Origin of the sequence: Candidatus Pelagibacter sp. HIMB109, assembly GCF_052048155.1 — a bacterium.
Classification (GTDB): Bacteria; Pseudomonadota; Alphaproteobacteria; order Pelagibacterales; family Pelagibacteraceae; genus HIMB114.
This window is the reverse complement of record NZ_JBNAIK010000005.1, coordinates 17314-34402: the sequence shown is the minus strand read 5'-3', so window position 1 is coordinate 34402 and position 17089 is coordinate 17314. Positions and strand designations below refer to the sequence as shown.

The window sequence follows — 17089 nt, the reverse complement described above, 5'->3', positions numbered from 1 at the left end:
TGAGGGTAATTTAGGTTCGTTTTGATAAATGGGTTTGTTTCCCAGATTTAATTATTTATTTTTTCAGATAATAATTTCGCATTAATCCAAGCATTTTCAGCTCTTCCACCTGTAAACCAATCACCAGTAATACCAATGTATTTTTTATCATCCCAAAAAACTTCAGAAGATTGATTTTCAGAAAAAGCATATAGCCAACCATGAACATTTTTATGAATCACCTCAGAATCATCAATTTTAAAAATATCTAAAAATTCACTCAAAATTTCATTTAAGATATGCTCTTTGTTTTCTCTGTATCTTTTAAAGTTCGCAAAACCATACTCTTCAGTGGTTTGAAGAGTTAACAATGTAAGTTTCTTGTTATTTAAATCTCTAAATTTAGAACTTTCATTTGCACACCAAGATATAATTTTATTATTTTTAATTACATAGCCCGAATGTTTAAAAATCGGAGACTCCTTTAAAGCTAACATGACAGTAAAACATGGCTTCATAAAATTTTCTTTTATCTCAAATTTTAAATCTAAATCTTTTATTAAAATATTCGTTTGTTCTTGAGGAAGAGTTAAAATAATTTTTTTTGCAAGGTGCTCGTTTGAACTATCGTCAATCAGTTTCCAATGATCATTTTGATACTCAATTTTTTCAATTCTAGTTTTGAAATGACATTGATCTAAATTGATATTTGATTTTACAAAATCATTATTCCCAGTGATACCAATCAGCTTTTCAGATGGAGGTAAAACAGAGACTTTCCCGTCAATCTCAACAAAATCTCCATCCCATTGCTTGACACTTTTATTTAATTTTAAAAATTCTGAAAAGTTTTTATCTTTAGGAGAAATATATTGAAGACCATGATCAAATACTCCAATATCATCTACTTTCCTTGTAGAAGATCTGCCTCCTGGTCCTCTAGCTTTTTCAAAAACTTTAATATCTTTTTCATTTAAATAATAACAGAGTGTAGAGGTAGAAAATCCGGCTCCTAATATTGCAATATTATTCATAATTATTTTTTAAATGATTTTAACAATAGTGCTAAGAAAATAATTGTACCACCAATAAAAACTCCAATAGATGGATTTTCATTAACAAATATCCATGCCCACAAGGGTCCAGCAATAGCTTCGGAGAAAGCAAATATACCAACTTTTGCAGACTCTGTTGTTCTTGAACCCAGGGTTAGACAAATAAATCCTGGTGCATATTGTAAAGATCCAAATAAAAAAGCTAAAAAGAAATCATGAGATGTCATCATTAAATTGTTGCTCATCATTGCCCCAACAACCATACAAAAAACTCCTGATAGAGCGACTGCAGGAACCATATCTGTATGCTGAAATTTTCTAATGATCATAACAATACTTGTAAAACAAATTGGAGTTACAAAAGCAAAAGCATTACCAAGCATTGTACCGTTTGAAATTTTGGTTCCAATCATGATGTAGATTCCAATTGAGGCCATTAAGATTGCAATACCAGTAGTTAAATTAATTTTTTCTTTGAGAATGAAGTATCCAGCAACTGCCAACATAAAAGTTTGAGTGCTGATAATAAATAAAACATTAGCAACCGTAGTATGCTTCATGGCAAACATATAAGCACCGCTACCCGTTGCATATAATGCTGCACAAAAAATACCAATGATACCAACGTTTTTAAATTTATTAATCACATTGTTTTTTGATGAAAAAAATAAGTAAATTAAAACTGCAGGCGCAAAGAAAAAAGATCTCCAAAAATAAATTGTCCATACGTCTTGGTTTTCAAAGAGTTTAAATAAAGCTCCACCAGAACTTAAGAATAATCCTCCAAGGGATACCAACAAAAAACCTGGAATTTTATAATTGGATAACATGTTTGATTAGTTTAATACTAACTTTATGAAACTTGGTTTTATTGGAACAGGAACTATTACAACGGCAGTCATTGAGGGCTTACTTAAGTCAAAAGCAGGGCTTGGGCAAATTAATATTTCTCTACGCTCTAAAAAAAACTCATCAAAATTAAGACGTAAATCAAAAAAGATTAGAGTTTTTAATAAAAACCAAGAAATCATTGATCAATCCTCAATTGTTTTTGTCAGCCTATTACCAAAAGTGGCAAGTAAAGAGCTAACAAAACTTAAATTTAAAAAGGGTCAAATCGTTGTGAGCTTTGTCTCAACATTAAATTTAAAAACTTTAAAAAAATTATGTAAACCTGTTACAAAAATTGTAAAAGCTGCACCTCTACCTATGGCAGAGGATGGGCTTAGCCCAACTATTATTTACCCAAATCAAAAAATTGTAAAAAGTTTGTTTGAACTTATTGGAACTGTTGTGGTTGCTAAAAATGAAAATCAAAATAATCACCTTTGGGTGATGTCATCTTTTATGGCAACCTATGTATCTATTATAAAAACACTAAAAAAATATTTACAAAAAAACAAAGTTCAAAAACAAGATGCAGATAAGTATCTTAATACATTTTTAACCGGCATGTTGTTTGAAATGAACAATCAAAACTTTGATTTAGATAAATCGGTTAAAGCACTTCAAACAACAGGTGGGATTAATGAAGAGCTTTTAAAAAGATTAGAAAAAGATAAGTTTTTTAAAAAAATGGAAAATAATTTTAACAAAATTTATTTAAGACTAAAAAAAGCTAACGATAAATAGGAGGGCGTATGTTTAGTGAAGTTGAAGGAAATTGTAAAACTCCGGACCAAGAAACTCAAAATTACAGATTGAACCACACCATGATCAGGGTAAAAGACCCTGTAAAGTCAGTTGATTTTTATACAAGAATTATGGGAATGAAATTGTTAAGGAAAATTGATTTTCCAGCAGCAAAGTTTTCTTTGTATTTCCTAGGTAGCTTTGATGAAAAGGAAGTGAAAGATATTCCTGAAACCGATGATGAAAGAAGAGCATGGGTGCTTAGTCAAAAATCAATTTTAGAACTCACTCATAACTACGGTACAGAAGATGATAAAGATTTTGCTTACCATGATGGAAATAAAGATCCTAGGGGTTTTGGCCATATAGCTTTTCGTGTTCCTAATGTGCAAAAAGCATGTGAACGTTTTGAAAAACTTGGAGTTACATTTCAAAAAAAGCCTGAAGATGGACGTATGAGCAATATTGCATTTATCAAAGATCCAGATGGATACTGGATTGAAATTGTTTAATGCAAATTATTGAAGTTAAAAACGCTATTAAACTATTAAAAAATCCAAAGCAAAATATTGCTTTTTTAGATATCAGAGAAAGAAAGCAATACGTACAAGGATTTGCATTTGGAACTATCAATTGCCCTTTATCTAAATTTAAAACCACAATTAAAGATTTAGTACCCGATCAATCTTCCGCTATATTATTTATAGGTTTTAAAAATTCAGTTCAGACTAAAAAAGTTGGAAGAATAACCAAATCTTTAAATTATAAAAATGTTTTTCAAATCAAAGGTGATTATAAAAAATGGAAAAAAGAAAAGTTACCCATTTGGGCTGGGGAATATACATTTTCAAAAGCATTTGGTGAGTGGATTGAAATTACTTCAGAAGTTAAAAATCTATTCCCAAAACAACTCAGAAAAATTCATCAAAAACCTCACAATTACTTACAAATCGATGCACGACCAAAAAAAGAATTTGAAAAATTTACACTCCCAAACTCAGTACAATGTTCAGGAGGTGAGCTTCCTTGTTTTATTAATAACCAAACTAATTTAAAAAAGGATTATATCGTTCACTGCGCAGGAAGAACACGAAGTATTGTTGCTTACCAAACATTAAAGGATTTTAACTTTAAAAATAAAAAATATGTACTCAATGGAGGTACACAAAACTGGGTTTTAAATGGATATGACAGAGATTTTAAAAATAAATCAAAAATCAAATCTACAAAACTAAACTTTAAATCAGATTTAAATCTTGCAAACCAAATCGCAAGAAAATTTAATATTCCAAAATCATCACAAAAAAATAAAAATCATAGCTGTCACTACTTTCAATTAAATTCTGAAATTAAAAATTTTAAAAAAATAAAAGGATGGAAACGGGTAAATGCAACAACCCTGGTTCAGAATACAGACAAGTTTATTGCATCTACCAAAACTAAAATATTTATATTCTCTAATATCCCAACCTCTGCTGTCTTTGCCACGATTTGGTTAAGACGAATGGGATATAATGCGATTTGGCAAATTAAAAACCCAAGATCATTTAAAAAAAGTTATTCAATAACAAAACCTGATCCAACTTATTTCTTTCCAAAAAGACATCTTGGAAACAAATCGCATTCAAGAGGTTATTTAAATTGGGAACATTCTCTTATCCCAACAATAAGAAAGTGGGGTTGTAAGCAACCTTGGGTATCTGCAAATCAAAAAAATCTAAGAGATATTAAGCATACGATTTATAAAGTTTATAAAAACTTTTAATCAAGGATATAAAATTTCTTTAGACCACGCCTGCCCTATACGACTATAGCATAATCTCTGATGTAATCTGTTTTTTACATCTTTCCAAAATTCTATTTTATAAGGCGTTAGTGCCCAGCCTGACCAGTGCGCTGGTCTTGGGACATTATTTTCATCAGGGTATTTTTCTTTAAATTCTTTAATTTTATTTTCAAACTCATCACGGTGTTTCATCACTTCAGATTGAGATGATGCCCACGCTCCAATACGACTGCCATATGGTCTTGAATTATAATATTCATCAGCTGTTTTGCTATCAACAAGCTCAACTGATCCTTGAATGCGAATTTGTCTGAGTAATGATTTCCAATGGAAACACATCGAAGCCTTTGGGTTTCCTTTTAAATCCTTACTCTTTTTACTCTCTAAATTTGTGTAAAAAATAAAACTGGTATCCGTTAAACCTTTTAACAATACTACTCTGTTATCGGGTTGACCTGCACTGTCTACAGTTGCAACGTTCACTGCATTGGGATCATTAGGTTCAGATTTTTTTGCTTCTTCCATCCATGCTTTGAATAGATCAAATGGATTTTCTTCATTTAAAAAAGCTGGATCTAGTCCTAATTTTTCATTCATAATTAAGCCAAATTAACCTATATAATACCCTTATGTCATTCAATACTTTTGGGAAATTATTTAGATTTACGACATGGGGTGAATCTCATGGTCCTGCGCTTGGTTGTGTTGTTGATGGATGTCCTCCAAACATCCCTTTAAAAGATAGTGATATTCAAAAAGAACTTAATCGAAGAAAACCTGGGCAATCTAAATTTGTAACGCAAAGAAAAGAGAGTGATACCGTACATATTTTATCTGGTATTTTTGAAGGTAAAACTACAGGAACTCCTATTTCACTTGTGATTTATAATGAAGATCAAAAATCAAAAGACTATGGTGATATCAAAGATAAATTCAGACCAGGTCATGCTGACTTTACTTATTTTAAAAAATATGGAATTCGAGATTATCGAGGTGGAGGAAGATCATCTGCCAGAGAAACTGCTGCGCGTGTCGCAGCGGGTGCTATTGCGAGAAAAGTTTTAGAACAAAAACTTGGAAAAAAATTTAATATTGTTGGAGCGGTCACGCAAGTGGGTCCGGTTTTTTCAAACCCAGAGAATTGGGATGATAAACAAATTAGTAAGAACCCATTCTTTGCTGCAGATAAAGATGTTGTTTCTATTTATGAACATTATCTCATGGATATTAGAAAATCTGGGAGTTCATGTGGTGCAATGATTGAACTTAGAGCAAGAGGTATTCCTGTTGGTCTTGGCGCTCCTATTTATTCAAAACTTGATGCAGATATTGCGGCAGGTTTAATGAGTATTAATGCAGTAAAATCTGTAAACATAGGTGCGGGGAGTGAAGTGGCATCGTTATCAGGTGAATTAAACTCAGATGAAATGCGAGCATCTGGCAAACAAGTAAAATTTAAATCTAATAAAGCTGGTGGAATTTTAGGTGGGATTTCTTCTGGACAAGAAATTATATGTTCATTTGCTGTAAAACCTACCTCTTCTATTTTAAACACAAGAGAGACTGTAAATAAAAAAGGAAAGAATACAAAAATTTCTGTAAGAGGAAGACATGATCCTTGTGTTGGAATTCGAGCTGTTCCAATTGGTGAAGCGATGCTAGCATGTATTTTGTTAGATCATTATCTGATGCACAAAGCACAATGTGGAAAATAAGTGATCCCACTCAAAGACGATAATCCAACATCCTCAACACCAATCATTACTTACTTTTTAATTGGAGTGTGTGTTGTTATTTTTTTATTAGAACTTTCATCTCCTAATTATGATAGTGGAGCAATATTTTATTCCTGGGGATTTATCCCTGCATCCTTTTTTCATAACTTTGAAGTTCCAAGTGAAGTTTACCGAGTTACACCTATGGCGACATTGTTTACCTCAATGTTTATGCATGGAGGGTTCATGCATCTTATTGGCAACATGCTTTATATGTGGATCTTTGCAGATAATATTGAAGATGAACTTGGGAAAACCAAGTTTATTATTTTTTACCTCTTATCAGGTGTAGCTGCAGCTTTAACACAAGGTTATATGAATACAGAGTCTACTATTCCTATGGTTGGGGCAAGCGGTGCAATTGGAGGAATACTTGGGGCATACATTGTTAATCATCCCAAAGCCAAAGTGCTCGTTTTAATCCCTCTTGGGTTCTTCTCTCAGATCATAAAGATCCCAGCAATTTTTGTTCTAGGTTTTTGGTTTGTTCTTCAGTTCATCAGTTCAGCTGCGACAAGTAGTACAGGTGGTGGTGTTGCTTACGGTGCTCACATTGGTGGTTTTATCTTTGGAGCTATCGCAATCCTGTTCTTCAATCGAGGAGTGAGACGAAAACCTGCTCGAGCAAAAAAAGTTTCAAAAAAAATCAAAAATCCTTGGGATCAAGCCTAACCCAATCTGACAAATAAAAACCCTAAATTGGGTGTGGATAATATTGTGTTGAAAATGTGTTTTGGGTTTAATGGAATTCTATGAAATTTTTTAAATGTCCTTGCTGCTCAAAACTACATTTTACTACAGTAAATGGAATAACATTTGAAAATGACTTTATAACGCTTCAAGATTTTACCATTAAGAAAAAGTTAAAGTGCGAAAAATGTCAAAATAACCTAGCTATTTTAATCCATAATAAAAGAAGTGAGACTAAAATTATTTGGGAAGAATATTACAAAGTTTACGATGATGGCTTTAAAAAACAACAAGAGCTTCAATCAAAAAAAGAAGAGATTTTAAAAATTGAAAGTGAAAATGATAAACAAAAACAATTAGAAAATGTTTTAAAGGAAATTAGAAATCTTCAAAACGAAGTAAATATTAAACAATCAAAACTTAGAATAAAAGCTAGGATTATATCTCCAGAAGCATCACTTGGAATGAGTGAAAGACTATCAAGTAGTTAATTTTTTCTTAAAATCTTTTTAGCAATCGTCTCTGCAATTAACATCACTGGTGCATTGGTATTTCCCGATGTAATTGATGGCATAACAGATGCATCAATCACTCTTAATTTTGAAATTCCTCTTAGTCTGCACTCAGAGTCTAATACAGTCATTGGATCTTTTGCATTTCCATTAACATCAACCTCACCCATCGCGCATGTTCCTACAGGATGAAAAATAGTCGTTCCAAGATCACGAGCTGCATTTTGAAGCTCTGTTTCAGAATTTAAATTTGGGCCAGGTAACATTTCTTCAGGAGCAAAAGGTTTTAAAGCATTGCTTTTCATAATTGATCTTGTTTTTTTTAATCCACTTACTGCAACATCTAGATCTTCTTTGGTTGATAAATAGTTACACATGATTTTTGGGTACTCAAATGGATTAGAACTTTTTGCATGAATGTAACCTCGTGATGTTGGTCTTAAATTACAAACACTAGGTGTAATTGCATTAAAAGAATGCAAATTTTCTCCAAACTTTGGAAGTGACAAAGGTTGCACATGCCATTCAAGATTTGCACTTTGTTGGCTTTCATCACTTTTAGTAAAAGCTCCTAATGTTGATGGTGGCATCGTTAATGGTCCAGTTCTAAAAAATAAATATTCTAATCCCATCATCATTCTTGAAAATATATTTTTATACATTGTGTTTACTGTTTTACAGTTTGATACTTTGTAAACTGTTCTAATTTGTAGATGGTCTTGTAAGTTTTCTCCAACACCAGGTAACTCATGAACATGCTCAACATTAATTTTATTTATTAATTCTTTTGATCCTATTCCTGATACTTGTAAAAGATGTGGAGTACTTACTGCACCACATGATAAAATGACCTGTTCTTTAGCAATTACATTTAATTTTTGTTTTTGATTTAAAATTTCTAAACCATAAGTTTCAATTTTAGAATTAGCCCATCCTCTTTCATTATATTTTTGATTTTGTTTGGTCTCATCAGTTTTCTGTCTTGTTAAAACTTTTAAAACTTGAGTCTTGGTCATGATGGTTAAGTTTTTTCTATTTTGAATAGGTTTTAAAAAAGAGTCTGACATGGACCAACGGACTCCTTTTTTTTGGTTCATGTGAAAATAGGCACATCCTTCATTGTCCCCTCGATTAAACTCTTCAATTTTTGGAATACCATTTTCATCAGCAGCATCTCTCCATGCATCTAGTATTGGCCAGCTTACTCTTGGGTATTCAACTCTAATCTCACCCTTGGTTCCATGCCATTCATTTTCACCACCAAAATAATTTTCTATCGATTTATAAGTCTCTAAAGCACTCCCCCAATTCCAAGTTGGATCATTTGTTGCTTGGTTCCATAAATCATAATCACTCTTTTGACCTCTCATATAAATCATAGCGTTAATAGAAGAGCATCCACCTAAAACCCGTCCCCTTGCATAATGAATAGATCTTCCATTTAAGCCAGGATCTGGCTCTGTTTTAAAGCACCAATCAGTCCTTGGATTTGCAATGGTATATAAATATCCAACTGGAATTTTGATCCATATCCAATCATCCTGGCCTCCAGCTTCTACAAGAAGCACTCTGTGATTTGGATCTGCTGATAAACGGTTAGCTAATAAACAACCCGCACTACCAGCCCCTACAATAATAGTGTCAAATTCCAGGTTTTTTTGTTCCACGGCAGTTTTTTAAATATTTTAAATTTATATTCTACAGGCGTATTGAGGCAGTAACTTACTCACATTTTGCTTTGTTATTTAATCAAATGTTCTCGTTTTGATTCTATTTTGATTCCAATTTGATTCAAAAATACAACCTCAGAAGGTGTTGTTAATAACTCTTAGGAACGTCAACTCTTCTTAACATAATGATCCCAGCTAACACTAAAACCGTAATCGATAAGAAACCAAAGTCTAAACTGGTAAAATAAGTAATCGTTCCAACCATAATTGGACCAAGTATTGCTGTTGATCTAGATGCCAAAGTGAATAACCCAAAACCCTGGCCAAGATTACTTTGGCTTACAAAACTTGTCATAAAGACACGACTTGCACTTTGGAGTATACCAAAGAAACAAGCTCCAATTTGAAATGTAATAATAAAAACTGTTCTTTCCTGATAAGAAACAAGCCCAATAATAGTTAATAAAACAATATATAAAGAATATTGTATTAATAATTTACTTCCAATTTTATCATTCAAATATCCACCAATAAATGCTCCTAAAGCTTGGACGACGGATGTGATGATGACGAGTTGAAAAATTTCTTTAACAGTTAAACCTAAAACTTTTACAACAAATATTGAAAAAGAAATTTGTATCGCAATAATTGCATCAGCGTAGAATAATCTTGCAATCAAAAAGTTTCCAAGATTAGTTATTTTTTTTTCACGATAAACTAAACTTAATAAAGGCTGAACATCTTCTTTTTTTGTGACAGGCCTAGGCTCTGTAAACTGAATGAAGGCGAATATTGGAATAGAAAAAATCAGAAACCAAATAGCAACTGCAACTGGCACAACTCTAACATGTTCAAACTGAGATTTATCTAAATTTAAAAAAGTTTGCTCTGGTAAAATAAATAAATTTATTAATAAAAGTAATAATGGAATGATTGCAATAAATCCTAGGGAAAAACCTAATCCTGATACAAAACCTCGATTTTTTTTTTCAGAAAAATCAAATAAGTATGAGTTATAAAACATGTGGCATAACTCATAGAAAAAATTAGCAATAAAAAAAATAGCTAAGCATTTAAAAATATTCTCGGTACCAGGAGCGCAGCTCCATAAAAAAAAAGTTGAAAAAATACAAAGTAGAGTTGAAATATAAAAAAAATTTCTTCTTCCACCTTTAATTTGATCACTAAATGATCCTAATTTAATTCCAACAATAGAAACAACAATTGCACATAGTCCAACAGTCCATTGCCAATAGGCAGAACCAATCTGTGGATCGCCAACAATTTGGTTAGCAAAGTAAGGTGAAAAAATTAGACTGATAATTAATACTTGAAAGGGCGAGTTGGCTACATCAAATAACCCATAAACATACTTTTTCATAAAGAAATTATTTATTTTCTTTTAGAAATTCTTCGACTAAACCGTTTTTATTCATTTGTCTAATCATAGCTTTATAAGATTTAAGTGTTTTGTCTGCGAATGGAGAATGATTTTTTAAAAAGTCAGGACCTAATATAATCCCATCAATTTTAGATTTTGCTAATATCTTTCTCTTAACTAAGTTTTCAATTTTTCTTCTTGTAGTTTCCTCAGGCATTTCTAAAACATTTGAGATACTATTGATTCCTAATTTACGACCTCGTGTTTTAAAAAAACCTTCTGAACGAGTTTGCTCAACATCTGACTTTAACTTATCTAATCTTGCAATAGGTTCTTCTCTAATTTTATTAGACTCATAAATTGCGTGCTGCATGACTACAGCAATGACCATAAATGAATCAAAATCTAATTTATAATCTACTTTGACTCTGCGATAATAATCTGTCAAAAAAACCAGGAAAGCATAAGATGCAATTGACAAGTCACTATTGGGTTGCTCAACTTGATCTTTCATCAACTGTTCACCAGTTAATTTATTAATCGCAGAACTCATAAAGTCTCCCTCTCTCTAAAAGCTTTGAAACACTTAAACTTAAAATGAGATTTTACTACTCAAAATGGGAAACTAAAACCCAAAATGGGTTAAATTATTTTTAGAATTTGTAACCGATACTACCAACTAAGAAGTCTTGGTTTTGAGAGTCTAAAGTTGAGGAAATTGGACCTTTTCCCATATTATCTACATATTTAACAGAAAGCTCTAAACGCTTTGTTACATCCATATCAAATCTAATTGATTTCACTCCACGTAAATTCACACCCTCAGCATATCCAAGTTTTAAATGAACAGGATAATCAGCAATGCTTGTGAGATTTTTTTTATTATATCTTAAATCAAATACTCTTTGAGAATGTCTTACCCCAGCTAAAACTGCACCATTTGATAACTCTTCTCTATAATCAGCGCTTATAAATACATCTTTTGAAAAATATTGTTGGACAACAATACCTAAATGAGAATTGTCGACTTGTTTTGCCGGATTTTCATCATGCCAAAGTATTTTTCCATACGGATAGAATATAGTACCCTTTCTCTTATATAATAATCCTAATCTTTGGTTAAACTCAGTATTCATTGTTTCATCACCAGAAGTCGTATCATTATAATTAATAATATAATTAAAACTCTTAATCGATAGGTTATCTGTTAAAGGATAAGTAAAATGTAAATCTAAAGCAGGCCCTGGTCTTGTATCATCATAACGTGTTCCAAGATCATCAACGAGAGTTGTGAAATACCTAACTCTTCCATCAACTTTTAATTTAGTGATATCTGCTAACAAATCAGTTTTGAAAATTAAAAATGCAAAAAAAAAGGTAATAATTTTTTTCATTTTGATTATTTTATAATCTTTATTCCATCTTTATTAAAAAAAATGTTCTCAATTTTTTCTGCAATCTGTTTAGCATTAAGACCTGCTATGTCATACATTTTTTCAGGTGTGTCTTGATCAATAAATATATCAGGTAAAGTCATTGATCTAAATTTTAAACCTTTATCAAAAAAACCTTTTTCAGATAATAAATGTGACACATGAGAACCAAATCCACCGATAGATCCTTCTTCAATGGTGATTATCATTTCATGTTCTCTTGCACATCTTAAAATTAAATCTTGATCAAGCGGTTTTGCAAATCTTGCATCAACAATGGTAGTTGTAATCCCTTTTGAATCAAGTTGTTTGGCAGCTGTTTTACATTCCTCTAACCTTGTTCCAAAATTTAAAATGCAAACAGTAGATCCTTCTTGGATTATTCTCCCTTTCCCAATTTCAATGGTCTCATTAATATCGGGTAGTTCTAGTCCAACACCATTTCCTCTTGGATATCTAAACGCACACGGTGCATCATTAATATCAACTGAGGTATTAATCATTCTTACAAGCTCTGCTTCATCGCTTGCCGCCATCACAATAAAGTTTGGTAGTGTAGATAGGTATGTAATATCAAATGCCCCTGCATGTGTTGGACCATCTGCTCCAACTAATCCTGCACGGTCAATTGCAAATCGAACTGGTAATTTTTGAATAGCCACATCATGAACCACTTGATCGTAAGCACGTTGCAAAAATGTAGAATAAATTGCTGCATAAGGTTTATATCCTTCTGTTGCAAGTCCTGCAGCAAAAGTCACCGCGTGTTGCTCAGCAATCCCTACATCAAAAGATCTTTTTGGAAATTTGTTTTGAAAAATGTTTACGCCAGTTCCAGATGGCATTGCCGCTGTTACAGTTACAATCTTGCTATCCTTTTCAGCATGCTTTGTTAAAGTTTCTCCAAAGACTGAAGTGTATGATGGAATGTTTGATTTTGATTTAGATTGTTCACCTGTCTCAACGTTAAACTTGGTTACTCCGTGATACCTATCTTTTGAGTCTTCTGCTGGCTTATAACCTTTTCCCTTTTCTGTAATAGCATGTATTAAAAAGGGTCCTTCATGTTTAGAATTTTTAACGTTTTCTAGGACAGGAAGCAGATGATCAAAGTTATGACCATCAATAGTACCCACATAAAAGAAACCCATTTCTTCAAACAAAGTCCCCCCAACCGCAAGTCCTCTAAGATATTCCTCAGCTTGACCAATGCTTTTCTTTAAAGATTTTGGAAACTTGTTTGATAGTTTTTTAAAGAACTCTCTAAAACCAATATATTTATTACCAGATAATAATTTTGCCAGGTATGAACTCATCGCTCCAACTGGAGGTGCAATCGACATATCATTATCATTTAAAATCACGATCAACCTTGAATCCATGGACCCAGCGTTATTCATCGCCTCATAAGCCATACCCGCGCTCATGGCCCCGTCGCCAATAACTGAAATAATATTATTTGTTTTACCATCTAAATCTCTAGCCACAGACATTCCAAGTCCTGCAGATATAGAAGTTGAACTATGTGCTGTTCCAAAAGGATCATATTCACTCTCAGATCTTTTGGTAAAACCTGATAGACCACCTCCTTGTCTTAAAGTTCGTATACGATCACGTCTTCCTGTAATGATTTTATGAGGATATGCTTGATGCCCAACATCCCAGATCAATCTATCTTTTGGAGTATCAAATACATAATGAATGGCTAAAGTCAGTTCAACAACACCAAGTCCTGCTCCAAGATGACCTCCTGTAACAGAAACAGCATCAATCATCTCTTCTCTCAATTCTTTTGCTAGTGTTGTGAGATCTTTTTTATCAAAAGAGCGAAGGTCATGAGGATAATTAATTTTATCCAGCAATGGAGTTTTTGACATGTGTTTATTTTAACTGATTAGAAAATTATTGGAATAAATAAAAAAAAAGGCCCGCCGAAGCGGGCCTTAATTTAAGCTCTAAGCCTTATTACTTCGCTGATGCAGGAGTAAGTGACTTAGCTGTATGCCAGATCACTAAACCAAAGATCAACTTGTTAATAAAGTCTGCTAGGTTGTAAATGATGTTTAACGAAACTTCGTCCGCTGAACCAGTCATATAACCAAATAGGTAACCTAATGGATATACCGCCCAACCGATAGTAACGATCCACTTACAGAATTCGAAACAGCTCGCAGCAGCGCCTTTTAATTTTTTCGCTTCTTGACCTGCTTCACCTGCAAATACTTCATATAGGATGTAGATCCATCCAGCCATACCGATGATGAAACCTAAGTTGATGCCGATGTAACCAGCTTCTCCTAAGTAACCACCTACTAGCATGATGATAGTACCGATTAATAGTCTCCAGAAAATACCACCAGAAACTTTTTTAACTGCTGATAAGATGAAGTAGAACTCAATCATCAATAACGGCACAGTTAGTAACCAGTCGATATATCTAAATACAGTTGGTGAAGTACCAGTTGTTACCCAAACGTCTCTCATGTACATGTAATGCACGAATGCAATACCAGTAACTAGACCAGATAACGTAACTGAAGTTCTCCAAGATGCTTTTACTGAATTTCTTTCGATGAAAAAGAAAACAGTAGCCGCTAACATAGTCATAGAAATCAACCAGAAAGTAACTCCAGTGAAGTCATTTGACTGTAGTATTACGTTTTTCATATTTCTCCTTTTTGTTTAAACAAAAAAAGCGAAACCATTCGGATTCGCTCTTAACTGCGGCAATTTATACTTATATTTGCGTTCATTAAAACCCAAAAAAAACATTAATTTCCACAAAAAGACGCTTTTTTCCTGAAAAAATGCAACTTTTAATATACTTTTTAGATAGTTCAAAATGAGTGAAGTTAAAAAAATTGCAGTCATAGGATCTGGCTTTGGTGGCATTGCTGCAGCATTAAGACTGAAAGCAAAGGGTCATGAAGTTAGTTTAATTGAAAAACAAAATGATCTTGGTGGACGTGCAAGAGTTTTTAAAAAAGATGGCTACACTTTTGATGCTGGACCCACTGTTATCACTGCACCACAATTAATTTATGAACTTTTCCAACTGTTTGATAAAAAATATCAAGACTATGTGAACATCGTTCCTCTTAAAATTTGGTATCAATTCATATTTGATGACCTATCTAAATTAAATTACGGTGAAGATTTAAACCAACTGTTACAAGATATAGAAAAAATTGATCCGAATGACAAAAAAGGATTTGAAAAGTTATTAATTGAGTCTGAAAAAATATTTAATATTGGATTTTTAAAATTAGCAGACAAACCTTTTCATAAAGTGTGGTTTATGCTCAAACAAATTCCAGCATTACTTAAACTAAAAAGTTATAATTCAGTTTTTACTTTCATTTCTTCGTTTATTAAAAATGAAAAACTCAGAAAAGCATTTACTATTCATCCATTGCTTGTTGGTGGCAACCCTTACAGTACGACTTCAATTTATGCATTGATCTTGTTTCTAGAGAGAAAATGGGGAGTTCATTATTCCATGGGTGGTACTGGAAATATTATAAGTGCATTTGAGAAATTAATGAATGAAGTGGGTGTAAAAATTATCAAAGGACAAGAAATTGTAAAAATAAATCATGAAAATAGAAAAGTTAAAAATATAGTCTTAAAGAATAATGATGTTTTAGAAATTGATAGTATTGTCTGCAATGCTGATCCACCTAAAGTTTATGATGAATTAATATATCCAAAAATTAATAACAAATTATTTAATTTAAAGACTGATCGTTTGAAATATTCAATGGGATTATATGTTTATTATTTTGGAACAAAAAAGAAATATGAAAATATTGAACACCACACAATTTACCTTGGAAAATCCCACAAACAATTATTAGACAAAATCTTTTATACCAAAACGCTTGATGATGATTTTAGTTATTACCTACACCGCCCTTCAGCCACCGATCAAAGCATGGCGCCAGCTGGTAAAGATTGTTTTTATGTCTTAGTACCGGTTCCCAATAATCAATCTAAAATAAACTGGGAACAAGAAGGCAAAGCTTTTAAAGATAAAGTGATAAGAAAACTAGAACAAACTTGTATGCCAGGGCTATCCAAATATGTTGAAGCAGAAATTTTTGTTACTCCAGATTATTTTGAAAAAGAATTAAATACCAAATACGGATCTGGTTTTTCAATTGAACCCGTATTTACGCAATCAGCATACTTTAGGTTTCATAACAAATCTGAGATATTAGATAATCTATATTTTGTAGGAGCAGGTGCTCATCCAGGAGCAGGTATTCCAGGAGTATTATCTTCTGCTAAAGTTTTAGATCACCTTGATATTTAAATAATGAATAGTACTGCTCAAGATATTTTAAAAAAACATGCAAAGTCTTTTTATTTTGCAGGGTTACTGCTTGATAAAAAAACGCTTAATGATGCAGCAATTTTATATGCTTTTTGCAGACAACTTGATGATGCGGCTGATGAGGAAGATCAACAAACTAAGCTTAATGATTTAATTACAGATTATAAAAAAGAAGCTTCAGAAGACCTAATTAATAAGGAATTTAAAAAATTACAAAAGACATATCAATTAGATCAAAAATTTATTGATGATTTAATTATAGGTGTCTCATCAGACATCAATTTCAAGCAACCTAAAAATTTAAGTGAACTGATAAAATACAGTTATCAAGTTGCTGGTACTGTTGGAGGTTTGATGGCAAAGATACTTGGTACAAATGATCATAACGCTTGGAAATTTGCTGTAGATCTTGGAATTGGAATGCAAATTACAAACATATCGAGAGATATTAAAGAAGATGCGCAGAATGGGAGGATTTATATTCCAGAAGATATGCTGCCAAATAATTTTAAGCCAAATGACATTACTAATGGATCAAATGATGGATTAATTTTTAATATAACAAAACAATTACTAGAGATTGCTGAAACATATTATCAAAGTGGATTTGAAGGTATTTATTATATACCTAAAAAAAATAAGTTTAGTATTTTAATTGCAGGTGTGCTCTATAACTCTATTGGTAAAAAAATTATTAAAAAAAAAACGCTTTTTTTGAAACAACGAATTTACTTAAATACTTTTGAAAAAATTTTAATCTTAATGGCAAATGTATTTACAAAATATAAATCAAAAGAACCTGTACATTTAACCCATCAGCTTCATTCAAATTATTTCTAA

Annotated in this window: 17 protein-coding genes; 8 read left to right on the top strand and 9 right to left on the bottom strand. The window is 32.2% G+C overall.

Going from position 1 to position 17089, the window contains the following annotated elements:
* Positions 1-47: 47 nt before the first annotated feature.
* Both ACTTAQ_RS04170 and ACTTAQ_RS04165 read right to left on the bottom strand, forming a co-directional pair.
* A complete protein-coding gene (locus tag ACTTAQ_RS04170; protein WP_440695810.1) occupies positions 48-1013 on the bottom strand; it encodes an NAD(P)/FAD-dependent oxidoreductase in 966 nt (321 codons plus the stop codon).
* 2 nt (positions 1014-1015) lie between these two features.
* Positions 1016-1864, bottom strand: coding sequence for a DMT family transporter (locus tag ACTTAQ_RS04165; protein ID WP_440695808.1), 849 nt, complete (start codon positions 1862-1864; stop codon positions 1016-1018).
* 25 nt (positions 1865-1889) lie between these two features.
* On the opposite strand from ACTTAQ_RS04165, the gene ACTTAQ_RS04160 reads away from it, so the two are divergent.
* From ACTTAQ_RS04160 to ACTTAQ_RS04150, 3 genes are read left to right on the top strand one after another with little or no spacing between them, the layout of a single operon-like run.
* Positions 1890-2666, top strand: a complete 777-nt coding sequence (locus ACTTAQ_RS04160) for an NAD(P)-binding domain-containing protein (protein ID WP_440695806.1) — start codon at positions 1890-1892, stop codon at positions 2664-2666.
* 8 nt (positions 2667-2674) lie between these two features.
* Positions 2675-3178: a lactoylglutathione lyase gene (gloA, locus tag ACTTAQ_RS04155; RefSeq protein WP_440695804.1), complete on the top strand. Its 504-nt coding sequence runs from the start codon at positions 2675-2677 to the stop codon at positions 3176-3178.
* Positions 3178-4431, top strand: coding sequence for a rhodanese-like domain-containing protein (locus ACTTAQ_RS04150; protein WP_440695802.1), 1254 nt, complete (start codon positions 3178-3180; stop codon positions 4429-4431). The genes gloA and ACTTAQ_RS04150 overlap by 1 nt, the downstream gene beginning before the upstream one ends.
* On the opposite strand, the gene pdxH is transcribed toward ACTTAQ_RS04150, so the two are convergent.
* Entirely contained in the window at positions 4432-5049 is a 618-nt protein-coding gene (gene pdxH / locus ACTTAQ_RS04145; protein ID WP_440679701.1) for a pyridoxamine 5'-phosphate oxidase, read from the bottom strand.
* A 32-nt stretch (positions 5050-5081) separates the two neighbouring features.
* Between pdxH and aroC the strand changes: the two genes are divergently transcribed.
* From aroC to ACTTAQ_RS04130, 3 genes are all read left to right on the top strand, one after another.
* Positions 5082-6167, top strand: a complete 1086-nt coding sequence (gene aroC / locus ACTTAQ_RS04140; protein ID WP_440695800.1) for a chorismate synthase — start codon at positions 5082-5084, stop codon at positions 6165-6167.
* Positions 6168-6899, top strand: a complete 732-nt coding sequence (locus ACTTAQ_RS04135) for a rhomboid family intramembrane serine protease (RefSeq protein ID WP_440695797.1) — start codon at positions 6168-6170, stop codon at positions 6897-6899.
* 80 nt (positions 6900-6979) lie between these two features.
* Positions 6980-7408, top strand: a complete 429-nt coding sequence (locus ACTTAQ_RS04130; protein ID WP_440695795.1) for a hypothetical protein — start codon at positions 6980-6982, stop codon at positions 7406-7408.
* On the opposite strand, the gene ACTTAQ_RS04125 is transcribed toward ACTTAQ_RS04130, so the two are convergent.
* The 6 genes from ACTTAQ_RS04125 to ACTTAQ_RS04100 form a co-directional block, all read right to left on the bottom strand.
* Positions 7405-9096, bottom strand: coding sequence for a GMC family oxidoreductase (locus ACTTAQ_RS04125; RefSeq protein ID WP_440695793.1), 1692 nt, complete (start codon positions 9094-9096; stop codon positions 7405-7407). The genes ACTTAQ_RS04130 and ACTTAQ_RS04125 overlap by 4 nt on opposite strands.
* 151 nt (positions 9097-9247) lie before the next feature.
* The gene (locus tag ACTTAQ_RS04120; RefSeq protein ID WP_440695791.1) at positions 9248-10480 is read right to left on the bottom strand and encodes an MFS transporter; all 1233 of its coding nucleotides are present in this window, start codon (positions 10478-10480) and stop codon (positions 9248-9250) included.
* A 7-nt stretch (positions 10481-10487) separates the two neighbouring features.
* Entirely contained in the window at positions 10488-11033 is a 546-nt protein-coding gene (locus ACTTAQ_RS04115; protein WP_009360468.1) for a hypothetical protein, read from the bottom strand.
* A 100-nt stretch (positions 11034-11133) separates the two neighbouring features.
* Positions 11134-11874, bottom strand: coding sequence for a hypothetical protein (locus tag ACTTAQ_RS04110; RefSeq protein ID WP_440695789.1), 741 nt, complete (start codon positions 11872-11874; stop codon positions 11134-11136).
* 5 nt (positions 11875-11879) lie between these two features.
* Complete coding sequence (dxs, locus tag ACTTAQ_RS04105; RefSeq protein WP_440695786.1) at positions 11880-13790, bottom strand: 1-deoxy-D-xylulose-5-phosphate synthase; 1911 nt, start codon at positions 13788-13790, stop codon at positions 11880-11882.
* Between the two features lie 88 nt (positions 13791-13878).
* The gene (locus tag ACTTAQ_RS04100) at positions 13879-14580 is read right to left on the bottom strand and encodes a bacteriorhodopsin-like (RefSeq protein WP_009360471.1); all 702 of its coding nucleotides are present in this window, start codon (positions 14578-14580) and stop codon (positions 13879-13881) included.
* Between the two features lie 175 nt (positions 14581-14755).
* Here ACTTAQ_RS04100 and crtI point away from each other — a divergent pair, with 175 nt between their 5' ends.
* Positions 14756-16228, top strand: coding sequence for a phytoene desaturase family protein (gene crtI / locus ACTTAQ_RS04095; protein WP_440695784.1), 1473 nt, complete (start codon positions 14756-14758; stop codon positions 16226-16228).
* Positions 16229-16231: 3 nt separating this feature from the next.
* Positions 16232-17089, top strand: coding sequence for a phytoene/squalene synthase family protein (locus ACTTAQ_RS04090; RefSeq protein ID WP_440695782.1), 858 nt, complete (start codon positions 16232-16234; stop codon positions 17087-17089).